The following is a 15,346-nucleotide window of genomic DNA, read 5'->3' as shown; positions in this document are numbered from 1 at the left end:
TGACAATTTTTTCCTCTTCTGGGCTGAAGCTGACGGTCCGAGCTGATTTTCCATCTTCCAAAACAGGTTTAATTTTTTCCAAAACCGCAAATTCTGCCAGGGAATCCTTATCTTTCTGGGTACGGGCCATCTTTTCCACACGGGCATAGCGCTTGTTGATGGACTCTAGGTCGGCCAAAATCAGCTCCAGATTGATGGTTTCTATATCTGCAATTGGGTCCACAAAGGCATCTTCACGACCCTGTTCCCGCATGACATTTTCATCGTCAAAAGCCCGAACCACATGGACAATGGCGTCCACTTCGCGGATATTGGCCAAAAATTTGTTACCAAGTCCTTCGCCTCTTGACGCCCCCTTGACAATCCCTGCAATATCTGTAAACTCAAAGGTTGTTGGGACGGTCTTTTTGGGTGTAATTAACTCTGTCAACTTCTGTAAACGTTCATCTGGTACTTCTACCATTCCGACGTTTGGATCGATAGTCGCAAAGGGATAGTTGGCAGCTTCTGCTCCTGCCTTTGTAATTGCGTTAAATAGGGTTGATTTACCAACGTTTGGCAAACCGACGATACCTGCTGTTAAAGCCATTTGTTCTTACTCTCCAATTAAAAATTCAATCATGACTATTATAGCAGAAAAGATGAGAAAAAGCTTGTCCAGTGACAAGCTAATTTTTTATTTTAAGACATTTAACAAGCCATAGATAAATCCAGCAATTGGAAATACAAGCCACCAATAATTAGCTATGAATTCCCAAACATTCATTGGTCTATCTTCTTTCTTTTCATTCACTGGTTCTGCTTCCTTCTCCAGGATCAGAAAATCCAGACTGACCTCAAAAATTTCCGCCATTTGGACCAGTTTCTCCACATCCGGTGTTGCTTCACCATTTTCATATTTTGAGATGGATTGGCGTGAAACAAACAGTTTTTGAGCCAAGTCTTCCTGCGATAGATGGTTGGCAGTTCGTAAGTTTTTAATCTGTTGTCCTAGTTGAATCATGGCCTTCCTCCTTCTTTTTCTAAGTTTATTATATCCTAGAAAATAGGAGTTGACTAGCAATTTTTAGGAAAAATCCGCAACTCAGGGTTGCAAAACAGCAAAGAATCCTCAACTCACTAACTGTACCTGACTTCCAGCCAGCAAGTCTCCCAAGTGACGCTTGTCTTCTCTCTTGATGGCCATAACTAAAAGAAGGATGAGTAAGCCTAAGCTGAGAAAGGTACAAATATGACCAAAGAGACTGGTGTAATTGGAATAAATTCCAGAAATGGTCCCCATGTGTCCCAGCTGCCAAGGAAGAAACTTGATGCTATTGCGAATCAGAGCTGAGGACAAAGGAGATTTTTGATACACAACCCTTAAACCTGCCTTTTTCTTGCCCCAGCTACCGCCTCGGCTGTCCATCCAACTAAAGATAGCAATCATCGGAAGAACAGATGTAAATGTGGCGATGAGCTGAGACTGCAGTGCTGTAAAGACAGGGATTTGACCAAAAACGAGAAAATAAAAGCTAAGACAAACGAGGGCAAGACAAGCTAAATAGGCTAAAATCAGGAAATAATCAAAGAGAAGTTCTTTGAGTCGGGTAGAAACAGGGATAGGATTATGTTCTAGCATAGCAGCCTCCTTTTACTTTCATCCTAACTGATAGGTAGTATTTTGACAAGCACATCTTATCACAGTTGCGCAGCCAGCACTTGCACTTTCTGCGAAAAAGGCTGATTTGTAAAGCTTTGCGGAGTTGCAGAAGAATCTTATAAGACCTTCTTCATCTTGCGCTCAAAATCATAGCGACTCATCATGACCACATGGTCGCAGTTGGTGCAACGGATTTTTATATCTGCTCCTAGGCGGATAACTTCCCAGCAGTTAGCTTTTTTGCCCGTTGCCTTAATGGTGCAGGCATGGGGCTTTTTCATTTCGACAAAGGATCCTAAATCGTACATAATGACCTCCAAATAACTTTTTTATATTATACCATAGAAAAAAACTCCCTTATGGGAGTTAAGTTTAGTTCGTACGTACTGGGGTAATCAGTTGGATAAAATCTTCACCCTCTGCATTTGGCACTAGAGTAAAGGGACGAATAGGGGAGATAAAGCTGATTTTTATCTGCTCATTACCAACAGCCTTGAGAGCATCGATGAGGTAGGTAGGATTGAAGGAAATCATCAGATCTTCACCATTCACAGCTAGAATATCCAATTCTTCATTAACCTTTCCGACTTCTGGAGAATTAACATGGGCAGAAATGACCCCATTTTGAATTTCCAGCTTCACTGTTCCATTTTGAGTAGCATTGGAAAGAAGGCGGGCCCGTTCCATAGCATGGCGCAGATTGGCTGTATCAAAGATTACTGTCGTATTGAAATCTTTTGGAATCAGACGATCCGTGTCAGGATAGGTTCCTTCCAACAATCGTGTGTAAAAGCTGATGTGTTGGCTTCTAAAGAGCAGTTGATTATTAGAGAAGAAAACTTCTACATTCTCAATCTCTTCTGAAAAGACAGCGGCAAATTCACGGAGGGAGCGACTTGGAATTACGACATCAAAATTATCCCCAGCCTTATCCAGCTGAATCTTTCGTTGGCTCATACGGTGAGAATCTGTTGCCACTGTTTTGAGAATTCCATCTGTCAGGACAAAATGAACCCCCGTCAGGATAGGCCGACTTTCCTGGGTGGAAGCTGCAAAGGCTGTTTCATTGATAATATCCTTGAGCAGTTTGGTTTCCAATACCAAAGGTTTGGTTGCTGCTACTTCTTGCAGGCGTGGATAAAGTTCTGCTTCTTTTCCTTTTAAGGTGATTTCAGACTTACCGCTTGTCAAGAGAACTTGCTTTTGCTCGATTTCTTTTAGGTCTAAAACAATATCTGGTAGACTAGAGACCACATTGATGAAGAAACTAGCTTCTAAAAGGATGGAACCTGTTGAAGAAATAAGTAAGCCAGCATTTTCCTCCTGAACAGAAATAAAGTGTTCAATGGAAATTTGTCCATTTGAACCAGTCAATCCAATTCCTTCATTTGTCACATCGACTTTGACAGTAGATAAAACAGGAATGGCATTTTTATGACTAATGGCACGTTTGGTGGTATTCAAGGCTTGGAGAAATACTGCCTTGTTGATTGAAAAATGAATCATGGATTCTCCTTTATTTATAAATAATAAGGTTAATAGTAATAGTAGTACTTGTTAATCCTGTGGAAAAACAGCACAAAGCGCGTGAGACTAGGATGACAGACTTGTTCACAAAATGTGGAAAACTCTTGAACTTTCAAAGACTTTTCCACATTAGCGAATTTTATTGCGGATCGTAGTCAATTCAATCTCCAGCTGATCATCTTCAGCCAGCATAGTTTTAATCTTATTGTAGGCATGCATGACAGTTGTATGGTCACGGCCTCCAAACTCTTTACCAATTTTTGGAAGAGAGTTATCGGTCAACTCACGGGCCAAATACATGGCGACTTGTCTAGCATGGACGATATTTTGGACCCGCTTGGCCCCCTTGATTTCCTTGAGGCTAACCCCGTAAAATTGGCCAACTTCTGTCTGGATTTTATCAATAGAAACGACCATGTTTTGCGGATTGGTTTGCTTACGAGATCGGATAGCTTCTGCTGCCACATCTACTGTAATTTCGGTCAATTTACGCATGGTAGCCAGAAGATGGATGTCCTTGAGGGCGCCTTCCAGATCACGAACATTGGAGTGAAATTGTCCAGCCAGATAAGCCAGGGTATCATCGGTAAATTCATAGGGATAGATTTCGCACTTATTGCGCAAAATGGCAATCCTAGTTTCAAAATCTGGCGGTGTGATTTCGCTGGTCAAGCCCCATTTAAAGCGGGTTACTAGGCGCTCCTCCAAGTTATCTAGATAGTCAGGATTACGGTCGGAGGTCAGCACAATTTGTTTGCTATTTTCATGCAGGGCGTTAAAAGTATGGAAAAATTCTTCCTGAGTAGAGGCCTTATTGCGCAAGGATTGGATATCATCAATAAGAAGTAAATCCAGGTTGCGGTAGGTCTTCTTGAAATTATCCATGTTATTGAGACGCAGGTGTTCCAAAAAGTCATTGATAAAGGTTTCAGAGGAGACATATTTGATGCGGGCATTTGGCTTGTCTAACAAGACCTTATTTCCGATGGCATTGAGCAAGTGGGTTTTTCCCAAACCGGGCCCACCAAAGATAAAGAGGGGATTGTAAAGTCCACCTAGATTATCTGAAACGGCTAGGGCAGCGGCCTTGGCCCATTGATTGTTATCTCCTTGAACAAAATTATCAAAGGTATACTGAGGTTTGATATCTGGATGAGTAAAGTTGCTTGCAGCTAGATAAGTTGGATTAGAGTCTGCTACTTGGGAGTTAGTACCTACTTGAGATGCACTCTCTTCTTTCAAAACAGGCTCAAATTGGTATTCGGTTTTTAGATGCTCATTATAGATTTCAAAACCAGCTGTTAACATGACACTCTTCATATTTTCTTCCCAGAAGAGTTTCTTAAAGGGGCTATCCAAGAAAATAGTGGCACTATTTCCATTGACGCTCACCAAGCGAGCACCGGAAACAAAGAAGTCAAAGGCAGATTGTTTCAGATTGTCTTTGGCTAATTGCAAGACCCTCTCCCAAAATACTTGTTCCTGGTTCAATAAAGGACCTCCTTTCAGATTTAATATCTTATTTAGTGTATCATATTTGGAAAAAGTTTTCCACAAGTTTGATACTTTTCCACATTGTATATAAAAGTTTTCCACAGAATGTGAATAATCAATAAGGATTGCCTACTCTCACCTTTTATCCCTACTGAAGGATTGTGTATAAACTGTCTACATCTTTTTTTCTATTCACAGGCTTTTTTCAAATTGTTGATAAGTCTGTGGTATTCTTCTGTATCAGCAAAGGAGAGTTTGATATGTCCAGAGGAGTCTTTTTTTTGGCGAATCTGTACATCCACTCCCAGCATCCGGCGAAGATTTTCTTCCTCCACCTGGATAAAAGTATTCTTCTTTTCTTTTTTTCTGGTTTTTTTGAGAGTTAATGCCTCTTCCAGAGAACGGACACTCATATCCCCTTCTAAAATTTGTTGGAGCCAGCTTTCTTGGTCTTCTGCTGATAATGGAACTAGGAGTCGGGCATGGCCTTGGGAAAGTTGGTTAGAGGCAACTGATTGTTGAAGCTTATCAGATAGATTAAGGAGGCGCAAACTATTCGAAATATAAGGTCTGGATTTTCCCATAATCCGAGCCATTTCTTCATGAGTCAAGCCTTTGTCTAATAATTTTTTATAAGATGTAGCTTCTTCGATAGGATTGAGGTCAGCGCGTTGAAGGTTTTCAATGATAGATTGGTAGAGCATATCCTCATCAGAGAGTTCTTTGATGATTACAGGCACCTTAGTTAAGCCAGCTAACTGACTGGCCCTCAACCTTCTCTCTCCTGCTAATAATTCATAGCCGATAATAGCCGATTTTCGCACAATAAGGGGTTGAATCAAACCGTTAGCGCGGATTGATTGGGCTAATTCTTCTAGTTTTTCTTCCTCAAAATGGATGCGAGGTTGATAGGGATTTGGTGTAATCTCGCCAATTTCTATATATTTCAGTTCTTCCATAGGCTTATTCTAGCAAAAAAAATCTAACTTTACAATTGTGTAAAGTTAGATTTACAGTATCTAGCAAGTTAATTGTTGGATAAGTTTTCAGTTGAATGTGTCAATTCAATTGTAACATTCTTTTCCTTGCCATCTCGATAAACAGTTACTTGGATACTGTCGCCAATACTGTGCTTGTAAAGTGCAGTCTGAAGGTCACTGCTGGTTTCAATCTTCTCTCCATCGATGGCTGTGATGACATCATATTGTTGTAATTTTCCATGAGCAGGAAGACCTTCCTGGGTGGAGATAATAAGGACACCAGATGTTAGGTCACTATTTTCCAAACCAGCTGTTTCTAATTGACTGCTGGACAATTGAGCTAGATCCAACATCTGAACTCCCAAAGCTGGTCGAACAACCTTTCCATTTTCCTCCAATTGCTTAATGATAACAATCACATCATTTGATGGTATGGCAAATCCCATTCCTTCTACGGAAACATTTGAAGTAGCACTAGCAAAGGTAATTTTACTAGATGTAATCCCCATCACTTGTCCTTGGATATTGATAAGTGGACCGCCTGAATTTCCAGGGTTAATAGCTGTATCGGTCTGAATAGCATTGGTTGAGATGATTTGCCCGTCTTCTGATTTACTGGTCACTGTGCGACTTAAGCTAGAAATAATTCCCTGGGTCACCGAATTGGCATAAATCGCCCCCAAAGGACTGCCGATCGCGATGGCTGTTTCACCAACATTGATGGTGCTAGAATCGGCAAATTCAGCAACTGTAGTGATTTTATCAGCAGCAATTTTAATTACGGCGATATCGGAGTAGGTATCCGATCCTACTAACTCACCTTTCACCTTTTCACCGGAAGCTAACTGAATATCGATTTGATCAGCTCCAGCAATTACGTGCGTATTGGTTACAATGTAAGCATCATTGCCATCTTTTTTATAGATTACACCAGAACCTTCGCTGGATACTGCTAATTCATCAGAAGAATCTTGGTTCCCAAAAATAGAAGCACCATTTCCAGAACCTTGCTTGTAACTAATGACAGAAACTACAGCATCTTGAACTTTTTTGACCGCCTCAGTTACCGAAGTCTGATTATCATAATTTACCTTGCTAACGGTTACTTTTTCAGATGTCTTAGTTGTCTGCGTTGTTGTATTGGTCGTTGTTTGAAAGAAAGAGACCGCTAGTCCGCCTGCTAGTCCACCTAAAAAACCAAATAGAAATAAAATGGCAAATTTTAGATTTTTTTTCATGAAAGACACTCCTCCTATTTTCTTCTATGCTACTTCTTTTTTCTTAATTATAACTTAAAATTTTCAAAACTTCATCCACAATCTGTGGATAACTTTTCACTTTATGTGTAAAAACTCATATTTTTCAAGGATTAAATCCTTAAAAAAGAAAAAAATCTTCCATTCACTTGTGGATATGTTACAATATTTTTATGAAAATAAAAGTCATTTGTATGGGAAAATTGAAAGAAAAATATTTAAAAGATGGGATTGCGGAATACAGTAAGCGTCTCGGCCGCTTTACCAAGCTTGAAATCTTAGAACTAGTGGATGAAAAGACTCCAGATCATGCTTCTGCTGCTGAAAATGAGAAGATTTTGGAAAAAGAGGCTGATCGTATTCTCTCAAAAATAGCAGACCGTGAATTTGTTATCGCTCTTGCTATCGAAGGAGAGCAATTTCCGTCAGAAACATTTGCTAAGACAATTTCAGAAATTACTATCAAAGGTTTTTCGGATGTTACCTTTATCATTGGAGGTAGCTTGGGACTGGCTCCAGTTGTCAAAAAAAGAGCTAATTTACTCATGAGTTTTGGAAAATTAACATTGCCACACCAGCTCATGCGCCTGGTCTTAATGGAGCAAATTTACAGGGCTTTTATGATCCAAGCAGGAAGTCCTTATCATAAGTAGTTTCACGTGAAACAAAAGGTTTACACATATGTCAAGATTTAAAAATTATAGGATATTTGAGGGTTTACGGGTAGCTACCGTTTTGACCTTTATCAGCGGCTACTTAAATGCCTTTACTTTTATCACTCAAGGTGGACGTTTTGCAGGGGTCCAGTCTGGAAATGTTATCTCTACGGCCTATTTTTTAGCACTAGGGGAATTTCAGCAGGTTCTCAATTTTTTAGTTCCCATTTTATTCTTTGTTGTAGGACAATTTTTCACCTATTCAACTCGGAAATGGTTTTTAAATAAAGGATTTTACTGGCATTTTGGTAGTAGTTTGGTAATGACTGTTTTCGTATTGATAGCAGTTGCCCTTACACCATTTGTTTCCCACCATATTACCATGGCTATCTTGGCTTTTGTGGCCTCAATACAGGTGGAAACCTTTCGAAAACTCCATGGCTCTTCTTATGCCAATGTGATGATGACAGGCAATGTTAAAAATGCAGCCTATCTCTGGTTTATGGGATTGGTAGAAAAAGATAAGGATCTTCAGCGTAAAGGGAAGGATATTCTATATATCATTCTGAGTTTTATGATTGGTGTAGTAGTATCCACGCGGTTTTCTCTCCTATTTGGAGAACATGCTCTTGCTATCCTCTTACTTCCACTCCTTTATGTTAATCTTCAATTATGGTATGAAAAAAATCCTAGGTTATCCTAGGATTTTTAAATGATTCCAGCAGGATTCGAACCTGCGACCGTTCGCTTAGAAGGCGAATGCTCTATCCAGCTGAGCTATGGAACCCAAAACTAAGCCATTTTATTCTAACCTAAAGAAACTGGAATGTCAAGAAGCAAAGAGGCTTGACAAAGCATCCGAACTATATTATACTAATTACTGTCTTGCAAGATGGTCCGTTGGTCAAGGGGTTAAGACACCGCCTTTTCACGGCGGTAACACGGGTTCGAATCCCGTACGGACTATACTTTATTCCGCCATAGCTCAGTCGGTAGAGCGCATGACTGTTAATCATGATGTCACAGGTTCGAGCCCTGTTGGCGGAGTCAATCTTAGCACCTCAAGGTGTTTTTTTCATGCTAAAAGAGGCGGGAATAAAATCCTGCCTCTTTTAAGTGTTTATGGTTTGGGATAGAGCGAGTTTCCTTCTCTGCTTAAAAAGAGAATAAAGGAAAAATAAGATAATACCAGCCAAGGAGGACAGGAGCCCGGTCCAAAAACCTTGTGGTACAAAGGTTAAGACCACAGTTCCTTGACCTTTAGGAACATCTATTTTCATAAACCCTTGCTGTGCTCTTCGAATCTTTATTGGTTTACCATTGAGACTAGCAGACCAACCTTTATCATAGGGAAGGGTGAATAGTAAGGAACTCTCTTTAGTTGCATTATAATTTGCCTCTACCATATTTTGGTAGGTCTTTACCTCAACTTTTTGGCTCTTAATGATATCCATAGCTACTTGATAGGCCCTAGTATCCAGATGGTAAAATTGGGGCTGGTCAAAGGAAACCTGACTATTGTATGGAAAGCGAATCACTACATTAAGATTCTGACCTTTTTTAAAATATCCAATATTGAATATTGAGAAAGTATTATCTAATGTAAAGTTGGTTGACATATTATTGACAGATATTTGAACAATTTCTTGATTTTGATTGCTGAAACTAATGTTAGGAATACTGATATACAGTTGACTATCAGCAGGGACTGTCAATTCATAGTTGACACGGGGCATATCCTCATTTTCAGGAGTTTGAACTGTCACTCGATTGTTTAATTCAGTGGCATTTTTGACAGAAAGTGGATAGAGTTTAGTGAAATAGGTTTGTTCTAGTCCAGTTATTTGATTAAGAAAACGAGTCTGGTTGTCAAGTGTGAGGTTGGTAAATTTGACATCTTTGTAAACACCATCTGTTAATATAGCTAATTGAGCAGCATGCTCATTTTTATATGAACCAAGTCCAACTTCTGTCTGGTATAAAGAAAAACCATATTTAAGAGGATCCGATTCTGCTAAATTATATTTGACAGCAAAAAGACTGTCCGCAATGATGGTATTGTTTTGATAGCGGAGATTCAAGTTGGTTCCATCCGATCGAAATCCTAATTTATCCAAAGTGGAACTGGAACTGCGATTGCGAATGGAAGAAAATTGTGAGATACCATAGTAATTGTATTTCATACTATCATTGCCTGTCTGGATATCTAGTTTCTCCGTTCGATAAAAGTAGCTATTTTTTGAGTTAGTTTCCTTTACAAGATTGTCAATCTCTGTCAACTGATCCTCATAATTTGAACGACTGGGGAAATTCCATTCGGCTGCCAGCCCCTCAATCTGATAATGGGAATGGAGACCCATTTCAAATAGGACAAAACCTAGGCTAAGGAGGGAAAATATCTTAAAAGGAATCTTTTTGTAAACTTTTCCTAGTAAGAGAATACTGTAGGCCAAGAGAAATTCAACAGTCAGAATAAATTGAATAGTCTCTAGATAGGGGTAACGATCCCTAAAATAGAAGGTCAAGAAAAAACCAGTTACTAACAAGAGAAAGGGGATGGACAGATGGATTTTTTTGATTTCCTCTATTCGAACCAAGGTCTCTGCAGCCATGTAAATGATCACGGTTGAGAAAATCCAAGCATAGCGATGAAGAAACATATTGGGTGCATGCATCCCCTGCCAGGCCAAATCAAAGGCTTCGATATAGAAACTGGCAATGAGAAGGAGGAGGAAAGCAGCATATGCACATTTGACCAAGGGTTTGATGGACTTGATGGTAAAGAAGAGGATGGTCAAAATAAGAGGAAATAAACCCACAGAAATCATGGGGATGGCCCCAAACTGAGTGGTATCATAACTCCCGACTAAATTTTTCGCAAACAAGTCTAAATACCAGGAATTATCTGTCTGAAAGTTGACAATCTCTGTAAAGGTTTCACCATGAGTTTTTAAATCTAAGTAGGTAGGAAGCAACATGACTAGACTTGACAAGCCAGCCAATATGGACACGACTGTAAAGTCAATAAAAGACCTGATTCTACCTTTGACATCCCAAGAAATTTGAAGGATGAACCAAAAAGATAGAAAGATGGCAGTCATAAAACCAAAATAATAATTTTGGATAAAGAGGGAGACCAAGGAGATGAAATAGAGTAGGGTTCCTTGGTTGGTGACAAGTCTGTGTAAACCTAGAAGGATAAGAGGAATGAGAATAAAAACATCCAACCAGATGTTGATTTCCAACTGACTGGTTACAAAACTCATCAGTGTAAAGCTAGTTGACAAGAGAAGAATAGAGAGTCTGTTTAGTTTATGATAGATACAGGAGAGACTGTAGGTACTTGACAATCCTATCAAGCCAAACTTGACAATGGTAAAGAGATAGAGGGCATCTGGCATATTTCTTAGATCAAAGAAATAGACAAGGGGAGACAGGAAGGAACCCAGATAATAAGACATGAGGGCATAGAAATTTAGACCTAATCCGCTTGTAAAGTTATAAAAGAGAGAGCCATTCCCATGTAAAGTATTGCGTAAAGCCTGATTAAAGATGACATACTGATGAAAGCCATCACTTGCTAAAATGGTGGTCTCGCTTCCCCACCAAATTCCTCTAAGGGCCAGAAGAAGGCTGATGATGATAAAGGGAATTAAGAAGCCAAGTAATAAGGTAAGGAGTTTTTTTCGATGTTTTTCTAATAGTTTCATAGTTTATTTTGAAAGAAAAGGCGAGTTCACTCGCCCTTTTAATTATTTCCAGAGTTCTTGAACTTTTGCCTGTACTTCGCTATTTTCCAAGAATTCATCGTAGGTTTCATCAATGCGGTCAATCACTCCATTTTTAGAAATGACAATAATGTGATTGGCCAAAGTTTGAATAAATTCATGGTCATGGCTGGCAAAGATAATGGATTCCTTGAAGGCTTTTAGGCCATCATTGAGACTAGAGATAGATTCCAAATCCAGGTGGTTGGTTGGGTCATCCAAGATGAGGACATTGGACTTGAGCAGCATCAATTTTGAGAGCATAACACGGACCTTTTCACCCCCTGACAGGACATTGACAGGTTTGTTGACCTCATCCCCTGAGAAGAGCATGCGGCCCAGGAAACCACGCAAGAAGGTATTGTCATCTTCTTCTTTGGCAGCAAATTGACGGAGCCAGTCTAGGATGGATTCCCCACCTGCAAAGTCTGCGCTATTGTCCTTTGGCAAGTAGGAACGGCTGGTGGTCACCCCCCACTTGACTTCACCTTCATAGTCGATTTCTCCCATGAGGGCCCGAATGAGGGCAGTGGTTTGGATGTCATTTTGTCCAATCAAGGCTGTTTTATCACCAGGACGTAGGATAAAGCTGATGTTGTCGAGGATGGTTTCCCCATCGATGACGACTTTTAGGTTTTCTACCCGCAGGAGATCATTTCCCATCTCCCGTTCAGCCTTGAAATTGATAAAGGGATACTTACGGCTGGATGGTACAATTTCTTCCAGTTCAATTTTGTCCAACATTTTCTTACGGGAGGTAGCCTGTTTGGACTTGGAAGCATTGGCAGAGAAGCGGGCGATGAAGTCCTGGAGTTCCTTGATTTTTTCTTCCGCCTTGGCATTGCGGTCCGCCTGGAGACGGGCTGCCAATTCAGAGGATTGTTTCCAGAAATCATAGTTACCAACAAAGAGTTTGATTTTTCCAAAATCCAAGTCGGCCATGTGGGTGCAGACCTTGTTGAGGAAGTGGCGGTCGTGGGATACCACGATAACCGTGTTATCAAAGTCGATGAGGAAGTCTTCCAGCCAAGAGATAGACTGGATATCCAGACCGTTGGTCGGCTCGTCCAGGAGCAGGACATCTGGTTTACCAAAGAGGGCCTTGGCCAGGAGGACCTTGACCTTCTCACTGTTGGTCAATTCGCTCATATTTTGGTAATGCAGGTCTTCAGGAATATTGAGGTTTTGGAGCAATTGAGAGGCTTCACTTTCCGCTTCCCAGCCACCCAGTTCAGCAAATTCACCCTCTAATTCAGCTGCCCGAACGCCATCTTCATCCGAAAAGTCAGGCTTCATATAGATGGCATCTTTTTCTTTCATGATGTTATAGAGATGCTCATTTCCCATGATGACCACATCAATCACGCGCTCATCTTCATAGTCAAAGTGATTTTGACGAAGGACAGAGAGACGCTCATCTGGCCCCAATGAGATGTGACCTGTTGTTGGCTCAATATCGCCAGCCAGGATTTTGAGGAAGGTTGATTTTCCAGCTCCGTTGGCCCCAATTAGGCCGTAGGTATTTCCTGCTGTAAACTTGATGTTGACCTCGTCAAATAATTTTCGATCGCTAAAGCGAAGCGATACGTCAGATACTGTTAGCATAGTTTCTCCTAATGTTGATTCTGATTTGTTAGCTCTACAACCCTATTCTACTAGAAAAGGCGCAATTTTTCAATGCAACTACATTGGAATCAGGATATCATCATCCACTTGATGCCGTTTGTGCAAACTGAAACCTCGGCCTCTGACTTGGCTGGCCGGCATCACAATGACAAAGGCCGTTTCGTCCAATTTTTGGATTTCCGCTTCAATCAGGGGATATTCTGGCCGGGAAATGGTCACCATCAGAAGACGGCTTTCCTTACCGGTATAACCTCCGATGATTGGAAATTCTGTCACACCGCGGTCCAAGACAGTGGTAATGAATTCCTTGATTTGTTCCTGTTTGCTGGAAATAATCATGAGATTCCGAGAGGAATCTGCTCCGGCCATCATCATATTGACAACATAGGTAATGGAAATCAGGGCGATAATGGAGTACATGACTGTATCTGAATCAAAGGCAATAAAGCCAATCCCCACAATAACGCCATCCACCAAGGCCATTAAGAGGCCCAAGGGAAGGGGGGTGTATTTGTTGAGGATTTGAATCAGAATCCCAGTTCCTCCTGTGGAAGAATTTCCCTGAAAAACGAGACCAATCCCAAAACCAAGAATGATTCCTCCAAAAAGAGCTGCCAAGAGTGGATTGGTTGTCAAGGTTGGCAGGGGTGCAGTTAGGCTGATAAAAGTAGGAAAAATCCAGGCCCCATAGATTGTTTTTAAAAAAGTTTCCTTCCCTAAGAGGAAAAAACAAAGGGCCATTAGAGGGATGTTTGCAAGGAGGACAAAGGTAGAAGGCTCCCAACCAAAGAGGGCATTCATGCTGATGGCTAAACCTCCCACCCCACCAGATGCAATATTGTTTTCTAAAAACATGGTATTAAAACCAATGGCACTAATCAGGGCACCAAGGGTTACCAAAAATAGGTCTTTTAATCTCTTTTTCATACCTACCTCCTATTAAAAATCTACAGTCTATTATGACCAAAAAGGGACTTACCGTCAAGTCTTTGAGCAACTTGACTTTCAAGATTAGTCAGTATATAATGAAGCTATCAGAAAAGTAGTTTATCCTTTGTTTTAAGAGAGCTTGTGGTTGCTGCAAACAAGTAACAAAGTTAGATGAATGGGCTGATGTTTCACGTGAAACAAATCCATAAGTTTCAGGTTTGGCACCCCTTATCGTGCAGTCTTAGTATGACTAAGAAATTGAGATGACAGCTTTGTAAATTACTGTAAAGCAGCTGTCAACTGAGGTGGTACCGTGTTAGTAACTAATGCCCTCACGCAGTTTTTGCGTGGGGATTTTTTGTAAAAGAAAAAGAAATTTATAAAAGGAGAAAAAATGACAAAACCTATTATTTTAACAGGAGATCGTCCAACCGGAAAATTACACCTAGGTCACTATGTTGGTTCTCTGAAAAATCGGGTCATTTTGCAAAATCAAGACAAGTACCAGATGTTTGTCTTTTTGGCCGACCAGCAGGCCTTGACTGACCATGCCAAGGAAGCAGCACTCATCAAGGAGTCCATTGGAAATGTTGCTTTGGATTACCTCTCAGTTGGTCTGGATCCCAGCAAGTCCACCATTTTTATTCAAAGCCAGATTCCTGAGTTGGCTGAGTTGACCATGTACTATATGAACTTGGTCTCACTGGCTCGTCTGGAGCGCAATCCAACTGTCAAGACGGAAATCGCTCAAAAGGGATTTGGAGAGTCCATTCCAGCAGGTTTCTTGGTTTATCCTATTTCACAAGCAGCTGATATCACAGCCTTTAAGGCTAATTTGGTTCCAGTTGGGAATGACCAAAAACCGATGATTGAACAGACACGGGAAATTGTCCGTAGCTTTAACCATACTTATCACTCTGATGTCTTGGTTGAACCAGAAGGGCTTTATCCAGAAAATGAAAAGGCTGGCCGCCTTCCTGGTTTGGATGGCAATGCCAAGATGTCTAAATCGCTGGGTAATGGGATTTATTTATCCGATGATGCGGATACTGTTCGCAAGAAGGTTATGAGCATGTATACGGACCCGAATCATATCCGGGTCGAGGATCCAGGCCAGATTGAGGGTAACATGGTTTTCCATTATTTGGATATTTTTGGAACCGAAGCGGATCAGGTGGATATCCAAGCTATGAAGGAGCACTATCAGGCAGGTGGTCTAGGAGATGTTAAGACCAAGCGCTACCTTCTAGAAATCCTGGAGAGAGAATTGGCCCCAATTCGCGAACGCCGGCTGGAGTATGCCCAGGATATGGGGCAGGTCTTTGAGATGCTGAAAAAAGGCAGCGAGGCTGCCCGTCAAGTGGCTGGACAAACCCTGTCAGAGGTCAAGACAGCCATGGGCATTAACTACTTTTAAAAGGAATGGAGAGTGGGACAGAAATCGGTAATTTCGAAGAAATTCGATTTC

14 protein-coding genes and 3 tRNA genes are annotated in these 15,346 nt (G+C 40.9%); 5 read left to right on the top strand and 12 right to left on the bottom strand.

The window, feature by feature from the left end:
- The 8 genes from ACEYCN_RS04015 to ACEYCN_RS03980 all read right to left on the bottom strand — a co-directional run.
- A partial coding sequence (locus tag ACEYCN_RS04015) for a GTPase (RefSeq protein ID WP_373713014.1) occupies nucleotides 1–589 on the bottom strand: 589 nt, incomplete at its 3' end.
- Nucleotides 590–676: 87 nt separating this feature from the next.
- Nucleotides 677–1,003, bottom strand: a complete 327-nt coding sequence (locus ACEYCN_RS04010; protein WP_373713013.1) for a helix-turn-helix domain-containing protein — start codon at nucleotides 1,001–1,003, stop codon at nucleotides 677–679.
- Between the two features lie 108 nt (nucleotides 1,004–1,111).
- Complete coding sequence (locus ACEYCN_RS04005) at nucleotides 1,112–1,621, bottom strand: RDD family protein (RefSeq protein ID WP_373713012.1); 510 nt, start codon at nucleotides 1,619–1,621, stop codon at nucleotides 1,112–1,114.
- A gap of 137 nt (nucleotides 1,622–1,758) precedes the next feature.
- The gene (locus tag ACEYCN_RS04000; protein WP_373713011.1) at nucleotides 1,759–1,950 is read right to left on the bottom strand and encodes a DUF951 domain-containing protein; all 192 of its coding nucleotides are present in this window, start codon (nucleotides 1,948–1,950) and stop codon (nucleotides 1,759–1,761) included.
- Nucleotides 1,951–2,014: 64 nt separating this feature from the next.
- On the bottom strand, nucleotides 2,015–3,148 hold the full coding sequence (gene dnaN, locus ACEYCN_RS03995) for a DNA polymerase III subunit beta (RefSeq protein WP_373713010.1): 1,134 nt from the start codon (nucleotides 3,146–3,148) through the stop codon (nucleotides 2,015–2,017).
- A gap of 150 nt (nucleotides 3,149–3,298) precedes the next feature.
- On the bottom strand, nucleotides 3,299–4,660 hold the full coding sequence (gene dnaA / locus ACEYCN_RS03990) for a chromosomal replication initiator protein DnaA (protein ID WP_373713009.1): 1,362 nt from the start codon (nucleotides 4,658–4,660) through the stop codon (nucleotides 3,299–3,301).
- Nucleotides 4,661–4,851: 191 nt separating this feature from the next.
- The gene (locus tag ACEYCN_RS03985; RefSeq protein ID WP_373713008.1) at nucleotides 4,852–5,622 is read right to left on the bottom strand and encodes a ParB/RepB/Spo0J family partition protein; all 771 of its coding nucleotides are present in this window, start codon (nucleotides 5,620–5,622) and stop codon (nucleotides 4,852–4,854) included.
- A 68-nt stretch (nucleotides 5,623–5,690) separates the two neighbouring features.
- Complete coding sequence (locus ACEYCN_RS03980) at nucleotides 5,691–6,881, bottom strand: S1C family serine protease (RefSeq protein WP_373713007.1); 1,191 nt, start codon at nucleotides 6,879–6,881, stop codon at nucleotides 5,691–5,693.
- 191 nt (nucleotides 6,882–7,072) lie between these two features.
- Between ACEYCN_RS03980 and rlmH the strand changes: the two genes are divergently transcribed.
- Both rlmH and ACEYCN_RS03970 read left to right on the top strand, forming a co-directional pair.
- Nucleotides 7,073–7,552, top strand: coding sequence for a 23S rRNA (pseudouridine(1915)-N(3))-methyltransferase RlmH (gene rlmH / locus ACEYCN_RS03975; protein WP_373713006.1), 480 nt, complete (start codon nucleotides 7,073–7,075; stop codon nucleotides 7,550–7,552).
- Between the two features lie 28 nt (nucleotides 7,553–7,580).
- On the top strand, nucleotides 7,581–8,258 hold the full coding sequence (locus tag ACEYCN_RS03970; RefSeq protein ID WP_373713005.1) for a YoaK family protein: 678 nt from the start codon (nucleotides 7,581–7,583) through the stop codon (nucleotides 8,256–8,258).
- Between the two features lie 10 nt (nucleotides 8,259–8,268).
- On the opposite strand, the gene ACEYCN_RS03965 is transcribed toward ACEYCN_RS03970, so the two are convergent.
- Nucleotides 8,269–8,342 (bottom strand) — tRNA-Arg (locus ACEYCN_RS03965).
- 107 nt (nucleotides 8,343–8,449) lie between these two features.
- Between ACEYCN_RS03965 and ACEYCN_RS03960 the strand changes: the two genes are divergently transcribed.
- Both ACEYCN_RS03960 and ACEYCN_RS03955 read left to right on the top strand, forming a co-directional pair.
- Nucleotides 8,450–8,521: transfer RNA gene (locus ACEYCN_RS03960), tRNA-Glu, on the top strand.
- 8 nt (nucleotides 8,522–8,529) lie between these two features.
- Nucleotides 8,530–8,602 (top strand) — tRNA-Asn (locus ACEYCN_RS03955).
- A gap of 65 nt (nucleotides 8,603–8,667) precedes the next feature.
- On the opposite strand, the gene ACEYCN_RS03950 is transcribed toward ACEYCN_RS03955, so the two are convergent.
- The 3 genes from ACEYCN_RS03950 to ACEYCN_RS03940 all read right to left on the bottom strand — a co-directional run bounded on the left by ACEYCN_RS03950 (nucleotide 8,668) and on the right by ACEYCN_RS03940 (nucleotide 13,875).
- The gene (locus ACEYCN_RS03950) at nucleotides 8,668–11,265 is read right to left on the bottom strand and encodes a YfhO family protein (protein WP_373713004.1); all 2,598 of its coding nucleotides are present in this window, start codon (nucleotides 11,263–11,265) and stop codon (nucleotides 8,668–8,670) included.
- Between the two features lie 42 nt (nucleotides 11,266–11,307).
- Entirely contained in the window at nucleotides 11,308–12,927 is a 1,620-nt protein-coding gene (locus ACEYCN_RS03945; protein WP_373713003.1) for an ATP-binding cassette domain-containing protein, read from the bottom strand.
- A gap of 78 nt (nucleotides 12,928–13,005) precedes the next feature.
- Complete coding sequence (locus ACEYCN_RS03940; protein WP_373713002.1) at nucleotides 13,006–13,875, bottom strand: YitT family protein; 870 nt, start codon at nucleotides 13,873–13,875, stop codon at nucleotides 13,006–13,008.
- A 397-nt stretch (nucleotides 13,876–14,272) separates the two neighbouring features.
- On the opposite strand from ACEYCN_RS03940, the gene trpS reads away from it, so the two are divergent.
- On the top strand, nucleotides 14,273–15,295 hold the full coding sequence (trpS, locus tag ACEYCN_RS03935) for a tryptophan--tRNA ligase (RefSeq protein WP_373713001.1): 1,023 nt from the start codon (nucleotides 14,273–14,275) through the stop codon (nucleotides 15,293–15,295).
- Nucleotides 15,296–15,346: the final 51 nt, after the last annotated feature.

It is taken from the genome of Streptococcus sp., from assembly GCF_041802885.1.
GTDB lineage: Bacteria > Bacillota > Bacilli > Lactobacillales > Streptococcaceae > Streptococcus.
Note: the sequence above shows the minus strand (reverse complement) of the source record. Positions and strands in the feature narration are given on the sequence as shown.

Bases quoted from the DNA above. Each gene is read 5' to 3' on its own strand.
- ACEYCN_RS04010 (WP_373713013.1), bottom strand. From the start codon at position 1,003: ATGATTCAACTAGGACAACAGATTAAAAACTTACGAACTGCCAACCAT.
- ACEYCN_RS04005 (WP_373713012.1), bottom strand. From the start codon at position 1,621: ATGCTAGAACATAATCCTATCCCTGTTTCTACCCGACTCAAAGAACTT.
- ACEYCN_RS04000 (WP_373713011.1), bottom strand. From the start codon at position 1,950: ATGTACGATTTAGGATCCTTTGTCGAAATGAAAAAGCCCCATGCCTGC.
- dnaN (WP_373713010.1), bottom strand. From the start codon at position 3,148: ATGATTCATTTTTCAATCAACAAGGCAGTATTTCTCCAAGCCTTGAAT.
- ACEYCN_RS03985 (WP_373713008.1), bottom strand. From the start codon at position 5,622: ATGGAAGAACTGAAATATATAGAAATTGGCGAGATTACACCAAATCCC.
- ACEYCN_RS03980 (WP_373713007.1), bottom strand. From the start codon at position 6,881: ATGAAAAAAAATCTAAAATTTGCCATTTTATTTCTATTTGGTTTTTTA.
- rlmH (WP_373713006.1), top strand. From the start codon at position 7,073: ATGAAAATAAAAGTCATTTGTATGGGAAAATTGAAAGAAAAATATTTA.
- ACEYCN_RS03970 (WP_373713005.1), top strand. From the start codon at position 7,581: ATGTCAAGATTTAAAAATTATAGGATATTTGAGGGTTTACGGGTAGCT.
- ACEYCN_RS03950 (WP_373713004.1), bottom strand. From the start codon at position 11,265: ATGAAACTATTAGAAAAACATCGAAAAAAACTCCTTACCTTATTACTT.
- ACEYCN_RS03945 (WP_373713003.1), bottom strand. From the start codon at position 12,927: ATGCTAACAGTATCTGACGTATCGCTTCGCTTTAGCGATCGAAAATTA.
- ACEYCN_RS03940 (WP_373713002.1), bottom strand. From the start codon at position 13,875: ATGAAAAAGAGATTAAAAGACCTATTTTTGGTAACCCTTGGTGCCCTG.
- trpS (WP_373713001.1), top strand. From the start codon at position 14,273: ATGACAAAACCTATTATTTTAACAGGAGATCGTCCAACCGGAAAATTA.